11 protein-coding genes, 2 tRNA genes and 3 other RNA genes are annotated in these 14,550 nt (G+C 50.9%); 8 read left to right on the top strand and 8 right to left on the bottom strand.

Going from position 1 to position 14,550, the window contains the following annotated elements; all coding sequences use genetic code 11:
* Positions 1 to 317: 317 nt before the first annotated feature.
* From OGY04_RS04935 to narI, 4 genes are read left to right on the top strand one after another with little or no spacing between them, the layout of a single operon-like run.
* A complete protein-coding gene (locus OGY04_RS04935) occupies positions 318 to 4,061 on the top strand; it encodes a nitrate reductase subunit alpha (protein WP_008784960.1) in 3,744 nt (1,247 codons plus the stop codon).
* Positions 4,058 to 5,596, top strand: coding sequence for a nitrate reductase subunit beta (narH, locus tag OGY04_RS04940; protein ID WP_003833388.1), 1,539 nt, complete (start codon positions 4,058 to 4,060; stop codon positions 5,594 to 5,596). The genes OGY04_RS04935 and narH overlap by 4 nt, the downstream gene beginning before the upstream one ends.
* Positions 5,593 to 6,303: a nitrate reductase molybdenum cofactor assembly chaperone gene (gene narJ / locus OGY04_RS04945; protein WP_008784959.1), complete on the top strand. Its 711-nt coding sequence runs from the start codon at positions 5,593 to 5,595 to the stop codon at positions 6,301 to 6,303. The genes narH and narJ overlap by 4 nt, the downstream gene beginning before the upstream one ends.
* Positions 6,303 to 6,980: a respiratory nitrate reductase subunit gamma gene (narI, locus tag OGY04_RS04950; protein WP_003833386.1), complete on the top strand. Its 678-nt coding sequence runs from the start codon at positions 6,303 to 6,305 to the stop codon at positions 6,978 to 6,980. The genes narJ and narI overlap by 1 nt, the downstream gene beginning before the upstream one ends.
* A gap of 293 nt (positions 6,981 to 7,273) precedes the next feature.
* Here the strand turns inward: narI and OGY04_RS04955 are convergent.
* From OGY04_RS04955 to OGY04_RS04985, 7 genes are all read right to left on the bottom strand, one after another.
* A non-coding RNA gene (locus OGY04_RS04955) (RtT sRNA) lies at positions 7,274 to 7,404 on the bottom strand.
* Positions 7,405 to 7,448: 44 nt separating this feature from the next.
* A non-coding RNA gene (locus tag OGY04_RS04960) (RtT sRNA) lies at positions 7,449 to 7,579 on the bottom strand.
* Positions 7,580 to 7,623: 44 nt separating this feature from the next.
* Positions 7,624 to 7,708 (bottom strand) — tRNA-Tyr (locus tag OGY04_RS04965).
* Positions 7,709 to 7,742: 34 nt separating this feature from the next.
* Positions 7,743 to 7,827 (bottom strand) — tRNA-Tyr (locus OGY04_RS04970).
* A gap of 28 nt (positions 7,828 to 7,855) precedes the next feature.
* Positions 7,856 to 7,997: non-coding RNA, RtT sRNA (locus OGY04_RS04975), on the bottom strand.
* Positions 7,998 to 8,165: 168 nt separating this feature from the next.
* On the bottom strand, positions 8,166 to 9,008 hold the full coding sequence (gene purU / locus OGY04_RS04980) for a formyltetrahydrofolate deformylase (RefSeq protein WP_048224038.1): 843 nt from the start codon (positions 9,006 to 9,008) through the stop codon (positions 8,166 to 8,168).
* A gap of 55 nt (positions 9,009 to 9,063) precedes the next feature.
* Positions 9,064 to 9,519 (bottom strand): YchJ family protein, encoded by a 456-nt coding sequence (locus OGY04_RS04985; protein ID WP_008784957.1) that lies wholly within the window; start codon positions 9,517 to 9,519, stop codon positions 9,064 to 9,066.
* A gap of 111 nt (positions 9,520 to 9,630) precedes the next feature.
* On the opposite strand from OGY04_RS04985, the gene rssA reads away from it, so the two are divergent.
* The 3 genes from rssA (at position 9,631) to galU (ending at position 12,759) form a co-directional block, all read left to right on the top strand.
* Positions 9,631 to 10,542: a patatin-like phospholipase RssA gene (gene rssA, locus OGY04_RS04990; RefSeq protein ID WP_008784956.1), complete on the top strand. Its 912-nt coding sequence runs from the start codon at positions 9,631 to 9,633 to the stop codon at positions 10,540 to 10,542.
* Between the two features lie 90 nt (positions 10,543 to 10,632).
* Positions 10,633 to 11,646, top strand: coding sequence for a two-component system response regulator RssB (rssB, locus tag OGY04_RS04995; protein ID WP_286584875.1), 1,014 nt, complete (start codon positions 10,633 to 10,635; stop codon positions 11,644 to 11,646).
* A gap of 204 nt (positions 11,647 to 11,850) precedes the next feature.
* Positions 11,851 to 12,759, top strand: coding sequence for a UTP--glucose-1-phosphate uridylyltransferase GalU (galU, locus tag OGY04_RS05000; RefSeq protein ID WP_003020727.1), 909 nt, complete (start codon positions 11,851 to 11,853; stop codon positions 12,757 to 12,759).
* Positions 12,760 to 12,895: 136 nt separating this feature from the next.
* Here the strand turns inward: galU and hns are convergent, their stop codons facing one another.
* The gene (gene hns, locus OGY04_RS05005) at positions 12,896 to 13,309 is read right to left on the bottom strand and encodes a histone-like nucleoid-structuring protein H-NS (protein WP_003020723.1); all 414 of its coding nucleotides are present in this window, start codon (positions 13,307 to 13,309) and stop codon (positions 12,896 to 12,898) included.
* Positions 13,310 to 13,919: 610 nt separating this feature from the next.
* On the opposite strand from hns, the gene tdk reads away from it, so the two are divergent.
* Complete coding sequence (gene tdk / locus OGY04_RS05010) at positions 13,920 to 14,537, top strand: thymidine kinase (protein WP_008784954.1); 618 nt, start codon at positions 13,920 to 13,922, stop codon at positions 14,535 to 14,537.
* Positions 14,538 to 14,550: the final 13 nt, after the last annotated feature.

Here is a 14,550-nt window from a genome sequence, read left to right on the forward strand (position 1 = left end):
TATATGTGAGCTCATGACGAAAGTCTGCGAAAACGGTGCTGGTAATATGCCTGGCAGGGGGGATACCCCTTAATACCCACTTATAAAGAATTTAACATTTGTATGATAAGTGAATTATTTAAAATCCTTTAAATTCAGAATATTACGTTAAAAAACAATATCCCACTTTGGGGGTATGTAAAAACCAACCTTCATTTTTCATCCCTGCATGCCTTGATCGTTATCAATTCTCACGCCCTTTCAGAGCGTTACCTTCGCTCTCAATCAAGCAATGTCGATTTATCAGAGAGCCGTCAGGCTCCTACAGGAGAAAACCGATGAGTAAATTCCTGGACCGGTTTCGCTACTTCAAGCAGAAGGGCGAAACCTTTGCCGATGGGCATGGCCAGCTTCTCAATACCAACAGGGACTGGGAGGACGGATACCGCCAGCGTTGGCAGCATGACAAAATCGTGCGTTCAACCCACGGGGTAAACTGCACGGGCTCATGCAGCTGGAAAATCTATGTGAAAAATGGTCTGGTGACCTGGGAGACCCAGCAAACTGACTACCCACGCACGCGTCCAGATATGCCTAACCACGAGCCTCGCGGCTGCCCACGTGGTGCAAGCTATTCCTGGTATCTCTACAGCGCTAACCGTCTGAAATACCCGCTGATGCGCAAACGTCTGATGAAGATGTGGCGTGAAGCAAAAAGACTGCACAGCGATCCGGTAGACGCATGGGCATCCATCATCGAAGACGCCGACAAAGCAAAAAGCTTCAAACAAGCGCGTGGTCGTGGTGGGTTTGTTCGTTCTTCCTGGCAGGAAGTGAATGAACTGATTGCTGCATCTAACGTTTACACCATCAAAACCTATGGCCCTGACCGCGTTGCAGGCTTCTCTCCGATCCCGGCGATGTCGATGGTTTCTTATGCTTCCGGCGCACGCTATATGTCGCTGATTGGCGGTACCTGCCTGAGCTTCTACGACTGGTACTGTGACCTGCCGCCGGCTTCCCCGCAAACCTGGGGCGAGCAAACCGACGTACCGGAATCTGCCGACTGGTATAACTCCAGCTACATTCTTGCATGGGGCTCTAACGTACCGCAGACCCGTACTCCGGATGCACACTTCTTTACTGAAGTTCGCTATAAAGGCACCAAAACGGTAGCGATTACTCCGGACTACGCAGAAATCGCCAAACTTTGCGACCTGTGGCTGGCACCGAAGCAGGGAACCGATGCTGCGATGGCAATGGCGATGGGCCATGTCATGCTGCGCGAGTTCCACCTCGATAACCCGAGCCAGTACTTCACCGACTACGTTCGTCGTTATACCGACATGCCAATGCTGGTGATGCTCGAAGAGCGTGACGGCTACTATGCTGCTGGTCGTATGCTGCGTGCAGCGGATCTGGTCGACTCTCTGGGCCAGGAAAATAACCCAGAATGGAAAACCGTCGCTATCAACAGCAACGGCGAAATGGTTGCGCCAAACGGTTCAATTGGTTTCCGTTGGGGCGAAAAGGGCAAATGGAACCTTGAGCAACGCGACGGTACGTCCGGTGATGAAACCGAACTGCAGCTCAGCCTGCTGGGTAGCCAGGACGATATCGCTGAAGTGGGCTTCCCGTACTTTGGCGGCGAAGGTACCGAGCACTTCAGTAAAGTAGAGCTGGAAAATATTCTGCTGCACAAACTGCCGGTTAAACGCCTGCAGTTGGCTGATGGCTCTACCGCGCTGGTGACCACCGTTTACGACCTGACCATGGCTAACTATGGCCTGGAACGTGGTCTGAACGACGAAAACTGCGCGACCAGCTACGATGACGTGAAAGCGTACACGCCGGCATGGGCAGAAAAAATCACTGGCGTATCACGTTCTCAGATCGTGCGCATTGCCCGTGAATTTGCGGATAACGCCGATAAAACACACGGTCGTTCGATGATCATCGTCGGTGCGGGCCTGAACCACTGGTACCACCTCGATATGAACTATCGTGGCCTGATCAATATGCTGGTGTTCTGCGGTTGTATCGGTCAGAGCGGCGGCGGTTGGGCCCACTACGTCGGCCAGGAAAAACTGCGTCCGCAAACCGGCTGGCAGCCGCTGGCGTTTGCTCTTGACTGGCAGCGTCCGCCTCGTCATATGAACAGCACTTCCTACTTCTATAACCACTCCAGCCAATGGCGCTATGAGACGGTTACTGCGCAGGAACTGCTTTCCCCGATGGCAGACAAATCCCGTTACAGCGGTCATTTGATTGATTTTAACGTTCGCGCTGAACGTATGGGCTGGTTGCCATCTGCGCCGCAGTTAGGGACTAACCCACTGCGTATCGCCGAAGAAGCGCAGAAAGCAGGTATGACGCCGGTGGATTACACCGTTAAATCCCTGAAAGAAGGTTCTATTCGTTTTGCGGCAGAGCAGCCGGAAAACGGTAAAAACCATCCGCGCAACCTGTTTATCTGGCGTTCTAACCTGCTCGGTTCTTCCGGTAAAGGCCACGAGTACATGCTGAAGTATCTGCTGGGTACTGAACATGGTATTCAGGGCAAAGATCTCGGCCAGCAGAGCGGCGTGAAGCCTGAAGAAGTGGAATGGCAGGATAACGGCCTGGACGGCAAACTGGATCTGGTTGTCACGCTGGACTTCCGTCTGTCGAGCACCTGTCTGTATTCCGACATCGTGCTGCCGACCGCAACATGGTATGAAAAAGACGATATGAATACCTCGGACATGCATCCGTTTATTCATCCTCTGTCTGCGGCGGTTGACCCGGCCTGGGAATCGAAGAGCGACTGGGAAATCTACAAAGCCATCGCCAAGAAATTCTCTGAAGTTTGCGTGGGTCATCTCGGTAAAGAAACCGACGTCGTTACGCTGCCAATTCAGCACGACTCTGCCGCAGAACTGGCACAACCGCTGGACGTGAAGGACTGGAAAAAAGGTGAATGTGACCTGATTCCTGGTGTTACCGCACCGCACATCATGACCGTTGAGCGTGATTATCCGGCAACCTACGAGCGTTTCACCTCCATCGGCCCGCTGATGGAAAAAATCGGTAACGGCGGTAAAGGGATTGCCTGGAATACCCAGAGCGAAATGGATCTGCTGCGTAAGCTCAATTACACCAAGGCTGAAGGTCCGGCAAAAGGCCAGCCTTGGCTTAATACCGCAATTGATGCAGCCGAGATGATCCTGACGCTGGCGCCGGAAACTAACGGTCAGGTAGCCGTTAAAGCCTGGGCTGCGCTGAGTGAATTTACCGGTCGTGACCATACGCATCTGGCGCTGAATAAAGAAGACGAAAAAATTCGCTTCCGCGATATTCAGGCGCAGCCGCGCAAAATTATCTCCAGCCCGACCTGGTCAGGACTGGAAGATGAACACGTGTCTTATAACGCCGGCTATACCAACGTTCACGAGCTGATCCCATGGCGTACACTGTCTGGTCGCCAGCAGTTGTATCAGGATCATCAGTGGATGCGTGACTTTGGTGAAAGCCTGCTGGTTTACCGTCCGCCAATCGACACCCGTTCGGTGAAAGCGGTGATCGGCGAGAAATCTAACGGTAACCCGGAAAAAGCGCTCAACTTCCTGACGCCGCACCAGAAATGGGGTATCCACTCCACTTACAGCGACAACTTGCTGATGCTGACGCTGTCACGCGGTGGCCCGATTGTGTGGATGAGCGAAGTCGATGCGAAGGATCTGGGAATCGAAGATAACGACTGGATCGAAGTCTTCAACAGCAACGGTGCGCTGACGGCACGTGCAGTTGTCAGCCAGCGTGTACCGGCCGGGATGACCATGATGTACCACGCGCAGGAACGTATCGTAAACCTGCCGGGTTCAGAAATCACCCAGCAGCGCGGTGGGATCCACAACTCGGTGACCCGTATTACGCCGAAACCGACCCATATGATCGGCGGCTATGCGCAGCTGGCCTACGGCTTTAACTACTACGGCACCGTCGGTTCAAACCGTGATGAGTTCGTAGTTGTACGTAAGATGAAGAACATTAACTGGTTGGATGGCGAAGGCAATGACCAGGTACAGGAGAGCGTAAAATGAAAATTCGTTCACAAGTCGGCATGGTGCTGAATCTCGATAAGTGCATCGGCTGCCACACCTGTTCAGTGACCTGTAAAAACGTCTGGACCAGCCGTGAAGGTATGGAGTACGCCTGGTTCAACAACGTCGAAAGTAAGCCTGGCGTTGGCTTCCCGAACGACTGGGAAAACCAGGAAAAATGGAAGGGCGGTTGGATCCGTAAAATCAACGGCAAACTGCAGCCGCGCATGGGTAACAAAGCGCTGCTGTTGGGTAAAATCTTTGCTAACCCGCATCTGCCGGGCATGGATGATTACTACGAGCCGTTTGATTTTGACTACCAGACGCTGCATAACGCCCCGGCAGACAGCAAAGCGCAGCCGATTGCTCGTCCACGCTCGCTCATCACCGGTCAGCGAATGGACAAAATCACCAGCGGTCCGAACTGGGAAGAAATTCTCGGCGGCGAGTTTGAAAAACGCGCCAAAGACCAGAACTTCGAAAACATGCAGAAGGCGATGTACGGTCAGTTCGAAAACACCTTCATGATGTACCTGCCGCGTCTGTGTGAGCACTGCCTTAATCCGGCGTGTGTGGCGACCTGTCCGAGCGGCGCTATCTACAAGCGTGAAGAAGATGGCATCGTGCTGATCGACCAGGACAAGTGCCGCGGCTGGCGTATGTGTATCACCGGCTGCCCGTACAAGAAGATCTACTTCAACTGGAAGAGCGGGAAATCTGAGAAGTGCATTTTCTGCTACCCGCGTATCGAAGCTGGTCAGCCGACCGTTTGCTCCGAAACCTGTGTAGGTCGTATCCGTTACCTCGGCGTACTGCTGTATGACGCAGATGCGATCGAAAGCGCGGCCAGCACCGAGCACGAGAAAGATCTGTACCAACGTCAGCTGGACGTGTTCCTCGATCCGAACGATCCGGCTGTTATTGAACAGGCGCTGAAAGATGGTATTCCGCTGAGCGTCATTGATGCCGCACAGCAGTCTCCGGTTTACAAAATGGCGATGGACTGGAAGCTGGCGCTGCCGCTGCATCCGGAATACCGCACACTGCCGATGGTCTGGTACGTGCCGCCATTGTCACCGATTCAGTCTGCCGCCGACGCGGGCGAGCTGGGCAGCAACGGTATTCTGCCGGATGTTGACAGCCTGCGTATTCCGGTTCAGTACCTGGCGAACCTGCTGACCGCTGGCGACACCCAGCCGGTACTGTTGGCCCTGAAACGTATGCTGGCGATGCGTCACTACAAACGTGCGGAAACAGTTGACGGTAAAGTTGATACCCGTGCGCTGGAAGAGGTGGGCTTAAGCGAAGCACAGGCACAGGAAATGTATCGTTACCTGGCAATCGCGAACTACGAAGATCGTTTCGTGGTACCGAGCAGCCATCGTGAACTGGCGCGTGACGCGTTCCCGGAGAAAAGCGGTTGTGGCTTTACCTTCGGCGACGGTTGCCACGGTTCTGATACTAAATTCAATCTGTTCAACAGCCGCCGCATCGACGCTGTCGATGTGACCAGCAAAACGGAGCCGCACCAATGATTGAACTCGTCATTGTTTCGCGTCTGCTCGAGTACCCGGATGCTGCCTTGTGGCAGCATCAGCAGGAACTTTTCGATGCACTCGCGTCATCTGAGAACCTGGATAAAGAGGATGCCCAGACTCTGGGCGTTTTCCTGCGCGATCTAACCGCGCAGGACATGCTGGATGTGCAGGCCGCCTACAGCGAACTGTTTGACCGTGGCCGCGCGACATCGCTGCTGCTGTTTGAACATGTTCACGGTGAATCCCGCGATCGCGGTCAGGCTATGGTTGACCTGATGGCACAGTATGAGCAGCACGGTTTGCAGCTCGACAGCCGCGAACTTCCCGATCATCTGCCGCTGTATCTGGAATATCTTGCGCAACTGCCGAAAAGCGAAGCGCTAGGTGGCTTACAGGATATTGCGCCGATTCTGGCGCTGCTCAGCGCTCGTTTGCAACAGCGCGAAAGCCGTTATGCGGTGCTGTTCGATCTGCTGTTAAAACTGGCGAATACCGTTATCGACAGCGATAAAGTGGCTGAAAAAATTGCGGATGAAGCCCGTGACGATACTCCACAAGCGCTGGATGCGGTCTGGGAAGAAGAGCAGGTAAAATTCTTCGCCGATCAGGGGTGTGGCGAGTCGGAAATCTCCGCTCACCAGCGTCGTTTTGCCGGGGCCGTTGCGCCGCAGTATCTGAATATCACCACCGGAGGACAGCAATAATGCACTTCCTGAATACGTTCTTCTTTGACATCTATCCGTACATCGCGGGTTCTGTCTTTCTGATCGGCAGCTGGCTGCGTTATGACTATGGGCAATATACATGGCGTGCGGCTTCCAGTCAGATGCTGGATCGCAAAGGGATGAACCTGGCGTCAAACCTGTTTCACATCGGGATCCTGGGTATCTTTGCTGGGCACTTCCTTGGCATGTTGACACCGCACTGGATGTATGAAGCCTGGCTACCGCTTGAAGTGAAACAAAAGATGGCAATGTTTGCGGGCGGTGCCAGTGGCCTGATGTGTCTGATTGGTGGTGTACTGCTGCTGAAACGTCGTCTGTTCAGCCCACGCGTGCGGGCCACCACCACCGGAGCGGATATTCTGATCCTCTCACTGCTGGTGATCCAGTGTGCGCTGGGCCTGCTGACCATTCCGTTTTCCGCCCAGCATATGGACGGTAGCGAGATGATGAAGCTGGTGAACTGGGCGCAGACAGTGGTGACCTTCCAGGGCGGAGCGTCTCAATATCTGGATGGTGTTGCGTTCATTTTCCGTATGCACCTGGTGCTGGGTATGACGCTGTTCCTGTTGTTCCCATTCTCTCGTCTGGTACACATCTGGAGCGTCCCGGTCGAATATCTGACCCGCAAATACCAGATTGTTCGCGCGCGTCACTAATCGTATATTTGAGAATGACAAAACCCTGCTTCGGCGGGGTTTTTTTATGCCTGTTTGCCGGATGGCGGCGCAAGCGCCTTATCCGGCCTACGAAGGTATCAGCGAGCGCTGTAGGCCTGATAAGTGCAGCGCATCAGACAAATAGCGGGCACGTATCGAGTTAGTAGGCCAGATAAGTGCAGCGCATCAGACGAATAGCGGGCACATGTCGAGTTAGTAGGCCTGATAAGCATAGCGCATCAGGCAAATAAAAGGCATTGCTGAGGAATTGAGTGTGTTGCTTTATGAAGTGATGGTGGTGGGGGAAGGATTACTCAGCGCTACGCGCTTCGCCCTTCGGGTCGTTGCCTGCGGCAACGCTTTCTCGCTACGCTCGAATCGAACCTTAGTCGAAGCTTCTCATCCTTCCCACATGGGCAGAATATGGGGCATTAGAGATTGATTTGCTGTTGGTGCTTTATGAAGTGATGGTGGTGGGGGAAGGATTACTCAGCGCTACGCGCTTCGCCCTTCGGGTCGTTGCCTGTGGCAACGCTTTCTCGCTACGCTCGAATCGAACCTTAGTCGAAGCTTCTCATCCTTCCCGCATGGGCAGAATATGGGGCATTAGAGATTGATTTGCTGTTGGTGCTTTATGAAGTGATGGTGGTGGGGGAAGGATTCGAACCTTCGAAGTCGATGACGGCAGATTTACAGTCTGCTCCCTTTGGCCGCTCGGGAACCCCACCAGGGGTAATTCAAATTGTAGGCAGTGCTAGAAGATGGTGGTGGGGGAAGGATTCGAACCTTCGAAGTCGATGACGGCAGATTTACAGTCTGCTCCCTTTGGCCGCTCGGGAACCCCACCACAGGGTAAATTCATTATGCTGCTTGCATTCTATAGCGGGAAGGATTATTCGGAGCTAAAGCTCCTCACCCTTCGGGCCGTTGCCTGCGGCAACGTTCTCTCACTATCGCTCGAGTCGAACCTTGAAGTCGATGACGGCAGATTTGCAGTCAGCTCCCTTATGATCGCTCGGGAACCCCACCACGGGGTAATGCTAATTACTGGCCTGCTTCCGTTGGAAGCGGGGCGCATCATATCAAATGATGCGCCCCTGTAAAGCATTCCGTTGATAAAAAAGAACTGGTTGCCTGATTTTTACACGTAAAGATGTAAAGGTAACCAATTAACTTATCAATCGATTACAGAATAATCGTTCGGTTACCGTAAACAAAGACGCGTTGAGCCAGAACCTGATACAGCGCACGGCTTAATACATTTTTTTCAACGTCGCGACCCGCGCGCATCATATCTTCGGCGGTGTAGGTGTGATCAACATGGATCACGTCCTGCATAATGATTGGGCCTTCATCGAGGTTATCATTCACGTAGTGGGCCGTCGCGCCGATGATCTTCACGCCGCGCTCATAAGCCTGATGGTATGGACGAGCACCAATGAATGCTGGCAGGAATGAATGGTGAATATTGATAATCTTATTCGGGAAGCGTGAAACAAATGTCGGGGTCAGAACGCGCATGTATTTAGCCAGCACGACATAGTCCGGCTGGTGGGCGTCGATAGCATCAGCCATTTTCTCATCATGTTCGTCACGTGTTAAACCTTCATGGCTCACCAGCTCAAACGGAATATCAAACCGTTCAACCAGAGGACGCAAGGTCTCGTGATTGCCGATCACCGCGGCGATTTCAACATCCAGCCCGCCATAATTGGCCTTCATTAATAAATCGCCCAAGCAATGCGCTTCCTTGGTGACCAAAATGACGATGCGGCGGCGGCCTGCTGGGGTTAATTCACGAATCGAGCCTTCAGGTAAGGCGCTGTCCAGATCGGCAAGCAGCGTGACGTCGTTAAAAATGCCCTCCAGTTCGGTGCGCATAAAAAAGCGTCCGGTACGGTGGTCCACAAACTCATTGTTCTGCACGATGTTCAGTTCATGCTTGTAACAGATATTTGTAATGCGCGCGATCAGACCTTTTTGGTCCGGGCAAATAGTACGCAGCACTTTTCGTTGTAATGAATGCATTTGCAGCGGTGATCCTGTTGAGAATGTTTGCAAAATTGATACTGTCGGGCGTTGATTAGCCGCAGCACTTTTTAAATTTTTTACCTGAGCCACAAGGGCAGGTATCGTTTCGTCCAATTTGAGGGCGTGTACCGTCAATATAGTACCACTGACCGTTTTCTTTTAAAAAACGAGAGCGCTCGATAATTGCACCTGTTTTACCTTGTTCAGAAAACCGTGCGACAAAACTGACGTAGCCGATATTTTCTGTGTCTGCCGTCTCTTGTTCAAAAACGGTCAGTCCAAGCCATTCGGTATGAGTAAATCCTGCGATAATGTCGTCGCGAAACTCGGCCGCATGACAATCCGGATGCCAGGTCCTGATAAGGTAATCTGCGTCTTTCATCACAAAAGCACAGTAACGAGAACGCATGAGGTGTGACGGCGTAGGTGCTACTTGCGCGCCGGACACATAACGGTAGCAACATAGGCTATACTCGACAGCGCTACCACAGGGACAAAGCTGAGACACAAAGTACTCCCTGGAATATAAAAACGGCGTAAAAACGCCAGAGTGGCACTATGTTAACTGAGCGGTAGCGATGTTGCTACGTCTGCAAGCCAGGGGAAGTTTGTACGTATAATGAGAAAAATAAAAATTGGGCTGGCGCTAGGTTCCGGCGCGGCGCGAGGTTGGTCGCATATTGGCGTTATCAAAGCCCTTAAGCATATGGGTATTGATGTTGATATCGTGGCAGGGTGCTCCATCGGTTCGTTGGTTGGCGCTGCCTACGCCTGCAATAAGCTGCCTGCTCTCGAAAAGTGGGTCTGTTCTTTCAGCTATTGGGATGTTTTACGGTTGATGGATCTCTCGTGGCGCAGGGGAGGTTTACTTCGCGGTGAACGGGTATTCAATCAGTACCGTAATGTGATGCCGGTAGAAGCAATTGAGCAATGTACTCGCCGTTTCGCAACAGTGGCTACCAATCTGAGTACGGGTCGGGAACTTTGGTTCACCGAAGGTGATTTACATCTGGCTGTCCGGGCCTCCTGCAGTATTCCTGGCTTGATGTCACCTGTGGCGCACAATGGTTACTGGCTGGTCGATGGTGCGGTGGTGAATCCTGTCCCTGTCTCCCTGACTCGCGCGTTGGGGGCCGATATTGTTATAGCGGTCGACCTGCAACACGATGCACATCTCATGCAACAAGATTTACTCTCCTTCAACGTCAATAGCGATGCCGAATCGGGTGATGATGCTGACGAACTCTCATGGCATGCCCGTCTGAAAGAACGCTTGAGCAACATTACGGCCAGGCGTGCAGTAACTGCGCCCACGGCGATGGAGATTATGACGACGTCTATTCAGGTTCTGGAAAACCGACTGAAACGTAACCGCATGGCCGGTGACCCTCCAGATATTCTGATTCAGCCGTTTTGTCCACAAATATCCACGCTGGATTTTCACCGCGCCAGTGCGGCAATTGCTGCCGGGCAGTTAGCGGTCGAGAAGAAAATGGATGAGCTTCTACCCCTGGTGAAAACCAACGTCTAACGCATTTTTTATCAACACTTAAGCTAATTCTGACAGGCGTGAGTGGCAATAGCATGCCACTATTTATTAAAGCCAGTCAGGGGGGAGAATATGACGCAGCCATTGGTCGGAAAACAGATTCTTATCGTTGAGGATGAGCCGGTATTTCGCTCACTCATGGACTCATGGTTTTCCTCTTTGGGAGCGACAACGGCGGTAGCTGGTGACGGACTTGAAGCACTGGACTTGCTTGGGCATTTTAAACCTGACCTGATGATCTGCGACCTGGCTATGCCAAGAATGAACGGTCTCAAACTGGTTGAGTATTTACGTAATCGTGGCGATCAGACCCCGATACTGGTGATTTCTGCGACGGAAAACATGTCCGACATAGCCAAAGCGTTACGACTCGGTGTGGATGACGTCCTGTTGAAGCCGGTGAAAGACCTTAATCGCTTGCGAGAAACCGTCTTTGCCTGTCTTTATCCCAATATGTTTAATTCACGCGTGGAAGAAGAAGAGCGGCTATTTCGCGACTGGGATGCGATGGTGGACGATCCTGCCGCCGCCGCGAAGCTGCTAAAAGAATTACAGCCTCCAGTGGCGCAAGTGATTTCGCACTGTCGCATTAACTATCGGCAATTGGTGGCAGCCGACCAACCGGGGCTGGTGCTGGATATTGCGCCGCTGTCGGATCATGACCTTGCATTCTATTGCCTTGATGTGACGCGGGCAGGGGATAATGGCGTGCTGGCTGCATTATTACTGCGAGCGCTATTTAATGGTTTACTGCAGGAGCAACTGACACAACAAAATCAACGGTTGCCGGAGTTGGGTACGTTATTGAAACAGGTAAATCATTTGTTGCGGCAAGCCAATTTACCAGGGCAGTTTCCCTTGCTGGTGGGGTATTACCACAGCGGATTAAAAAATCTGATTCTGGTATCGGCAGGGCTGAATGCGACATTAAATACAGGTTCCCACCAAGTGCAAATCAGCAATGGCGTTCCGCTGGGTACCTTAGGTAATACGTATCTTAATCAGCTGAGCCAACATTGTGAGTCATGGCAATGCCAAATTTGGGGGGCGGGAGGTCGCCTGCGCTTGATGTTGTCTGCGGAATGAACAATTGAGAGGCGTGCAAATGAAATTGGTTCACCCTCCCCATGCTGTGAGTGCTACTATCGGCGCCAGTTTTATTCGTATTTATCTTAATTATACCGACGCGCGTCCTTTTCAGACCAGAAGCTTGTCGCTGTACTGATATACTCGGATGCGATACAGAATGATGAACACGTTCAATACATGAACAGTCCAGGAGAGTTTTAAATGGCTGCCCTTAATTCAAAAGTCAAAAAAGCCGTTATCCCGGTTGCGGGATTAGGAACCAGGATGTTACCGGCTACGAAAGCAATCCCGAAAGAGATGCTACCGTTGGTTGATAAGCCATTAATTCAGTACGTCGTAAACGAATGTATTGCTGCGGGCATCACTGAAATTGTACTTGTAACTCACTCGTCTAAAAATTCCATTGAAAACCACTTTGATACCAGCTTTGAACTTGAAGCGATGCTGGAAAAACGTGTAAAACGCCAGCTTCTGGAAGAAGTGCAATCTATTTGCCCGCCACATGTGACTATTATGCAGGTGCGTCAGGGGCTGGCTAAAGGTCTGGGCCACGCGGTATTGTGCGCACACCCTGTGGTTGGCGATGAACCGGTAGCTGTAATCCTGCCGGACGTAATTCTTGACGAATACGAATCTGATTTATCCCGCGACAACCTTGCCGAAATGATTCATCGTTTTGATGAAACAGGTAGCAGCCAGATTATGGTTGAACCGGTAGAAGATGTTACGGCTTATGGCGTTGTTGATTGTAAAGGCGTTGAATTATCCCCGGGCGAAAGCGTTCCGATGGTTGGCGTGGTTGAAAAACCAAAAGCTGATGTTGCGCCTTCTAATCTGGCCGTTGTGGGTCGTTACGTTCTTAGTGCCGATATCTGGCCTCTGCTGGCTAAAACCCCTCCGGGAGCGGGTGATGAAATTCAGCTGACAGATGCTATCGATATGCTGATTGAAAAAGAGACGGTTGAAGCTTATCACATGAAGGGCAAAAGCCATGACTGTGGTAATAAACTGGGCTATATGCAGGCGTTCGTTGAATATGGTATTCGCCATAATACTCTCGGCGCCGAATTTAAAGCCTGGCTGGAAGACGAGATGGGTATTAAGAAGTAACCTTCTGGTATTATCTGGTCAGAACGGCGCTGTATTAACAGTGCCGTTTTTTTATACCTAATCCGGGTAGGGTTGAGCGAAGTACCGGTAAAAAAAATCCCGCCAGTGGCGGGATTTTAAGCAAACTATTTCTGAATTATTCCTTGATCAGGAAATCGTCCAGTTGTTTACCTTGTTCTTCCATCGCTTTTTTGATCACTGCCGGTGTACGACCCTGGCCAGTCCAGGTTTTAGTTTCACCGTTTTCGTCAACATAGCTATATTTAGCCGGACGTGCAGCGCGTTTAGCTTTGGTGCCAGATTTAACAGCAGCCATGCTATTCAGCAATTCGTTCGGATCAATGCCGTCAGCGATCAGCATTTCACGATATTGTTGCAGTTTACGAGTACGTTCTTCAACTTCAGCAGCAGCAGCGCTTTCTTCTTCGCGACGCTCGCTAACTACAACTTCTAATTTTTCCAGCATTTCTTCAAGCGTTTCCAGAGTGCATTCTCTTGCCTGCGCACGAAGAGTACGGATGTTGTTCAGAATTTTAAGTGCTTCGCTCATTGTAGTAATCTCAAACTTATATTGGGGTGGTTTGTTGAGCTAATAATAGAGCGATAAATTCAGTTGTGCAATAGCCAGGAATGTAAGGAATTCAAAATTGCGCTTTATTTAGTATCAGAATTAATTCTCCTGTCTTAAATTCCCCATGATGTTGGGCATAAAAAAGGCTTATTGGCGAGGGGGCTTCTCAGCGGCTGAGAGTAAAAATTCAAGATTCAGGTCACATTTTATGGTGTACAAATAGTATCTCTTTGCAGTGATTTCAACCTTTTGTATTAGTTTTGCTTACGTGAATTCGCTAATACATGGCGACAGTGGGTAGATTCAATAACAATATGGGAAGGGTTTCTTTATTGCCGTATGATGATAAGTGACATTGATAAATTTCATGAGCACTATTTGTGAAAGAGTGTGTATATACGCGTCCGAGCACAGGCTGTTTGGTCGATGGTTGTATGCTCTTTCACTATCCGTTACTTAAATTCAGGCGGCACTGTGCGAGCTTGCCCGCTCATTTATACGCCTTTGCGACCAACGCTACACCGACATGTTCGTGAAATATGATACAATCCAGCCCATATTTATTTCCCCGGGTGAGGGCCTTCGGTCAATGGCACAACTATATTTTTACTATTCTGCAATGAACGCAGGTAAGTCGACTGCATTGTTGCAATCTTCGTACAATTATCAGGAACGTGGGATGCGTGCCGTTGTATATACAGCGGAAATTGATGACCGTTTTGGTGCTGGAAAAGTAAGTTCACGTATAGGTCTGTCGTCACCTGCAAAATTGTTTAACCAAAATTCATCATTGTTCGAAGAGATTCGCGCCGAGAATGCGCAGCAAAGAATTCACTGTGTACTGGTCGATGAGTCTCAGTTTCTGACCCGACAACAGGTTTATGAATTATCTGAAGTTGTCGATCAACTGGATATTCCTGTTTTGTGTTACGGCTTACGCACTGATTTTCGTGGTGAGTTATTTGGTGGCAGCGAATACCTGCTTGCGTGGTCAGATAAACTGGTTGAATTAAAGACCATTTGTTTCTGTGGCCGTAAGGCCAGCATGGTATTACGCCTTGATCAGGCTGGAAGACCTTATAACGAGGGCGAGCAGGTGGTTATCGGCGGGAATGAACGCTATGTGTCGGTATGTCGTAAACACTACAAACAAGCGCAGTCTGAGGGCTCTCTGACGGCGATACAAGAACGACACAGCCACGATTAACCCTGTACGCTTC

The sequence above is a fragment of the Citrobacter sp. Cpo091 genome (assembly GCF_030332645.1).
GTDB classification, from domain to species: Bacteria; Pseudomonadota; Gammaproteobacteria; order Enterobacterales; family Enterobacteriaceae; genus Citrobacter; species Citrobacter portucalensis.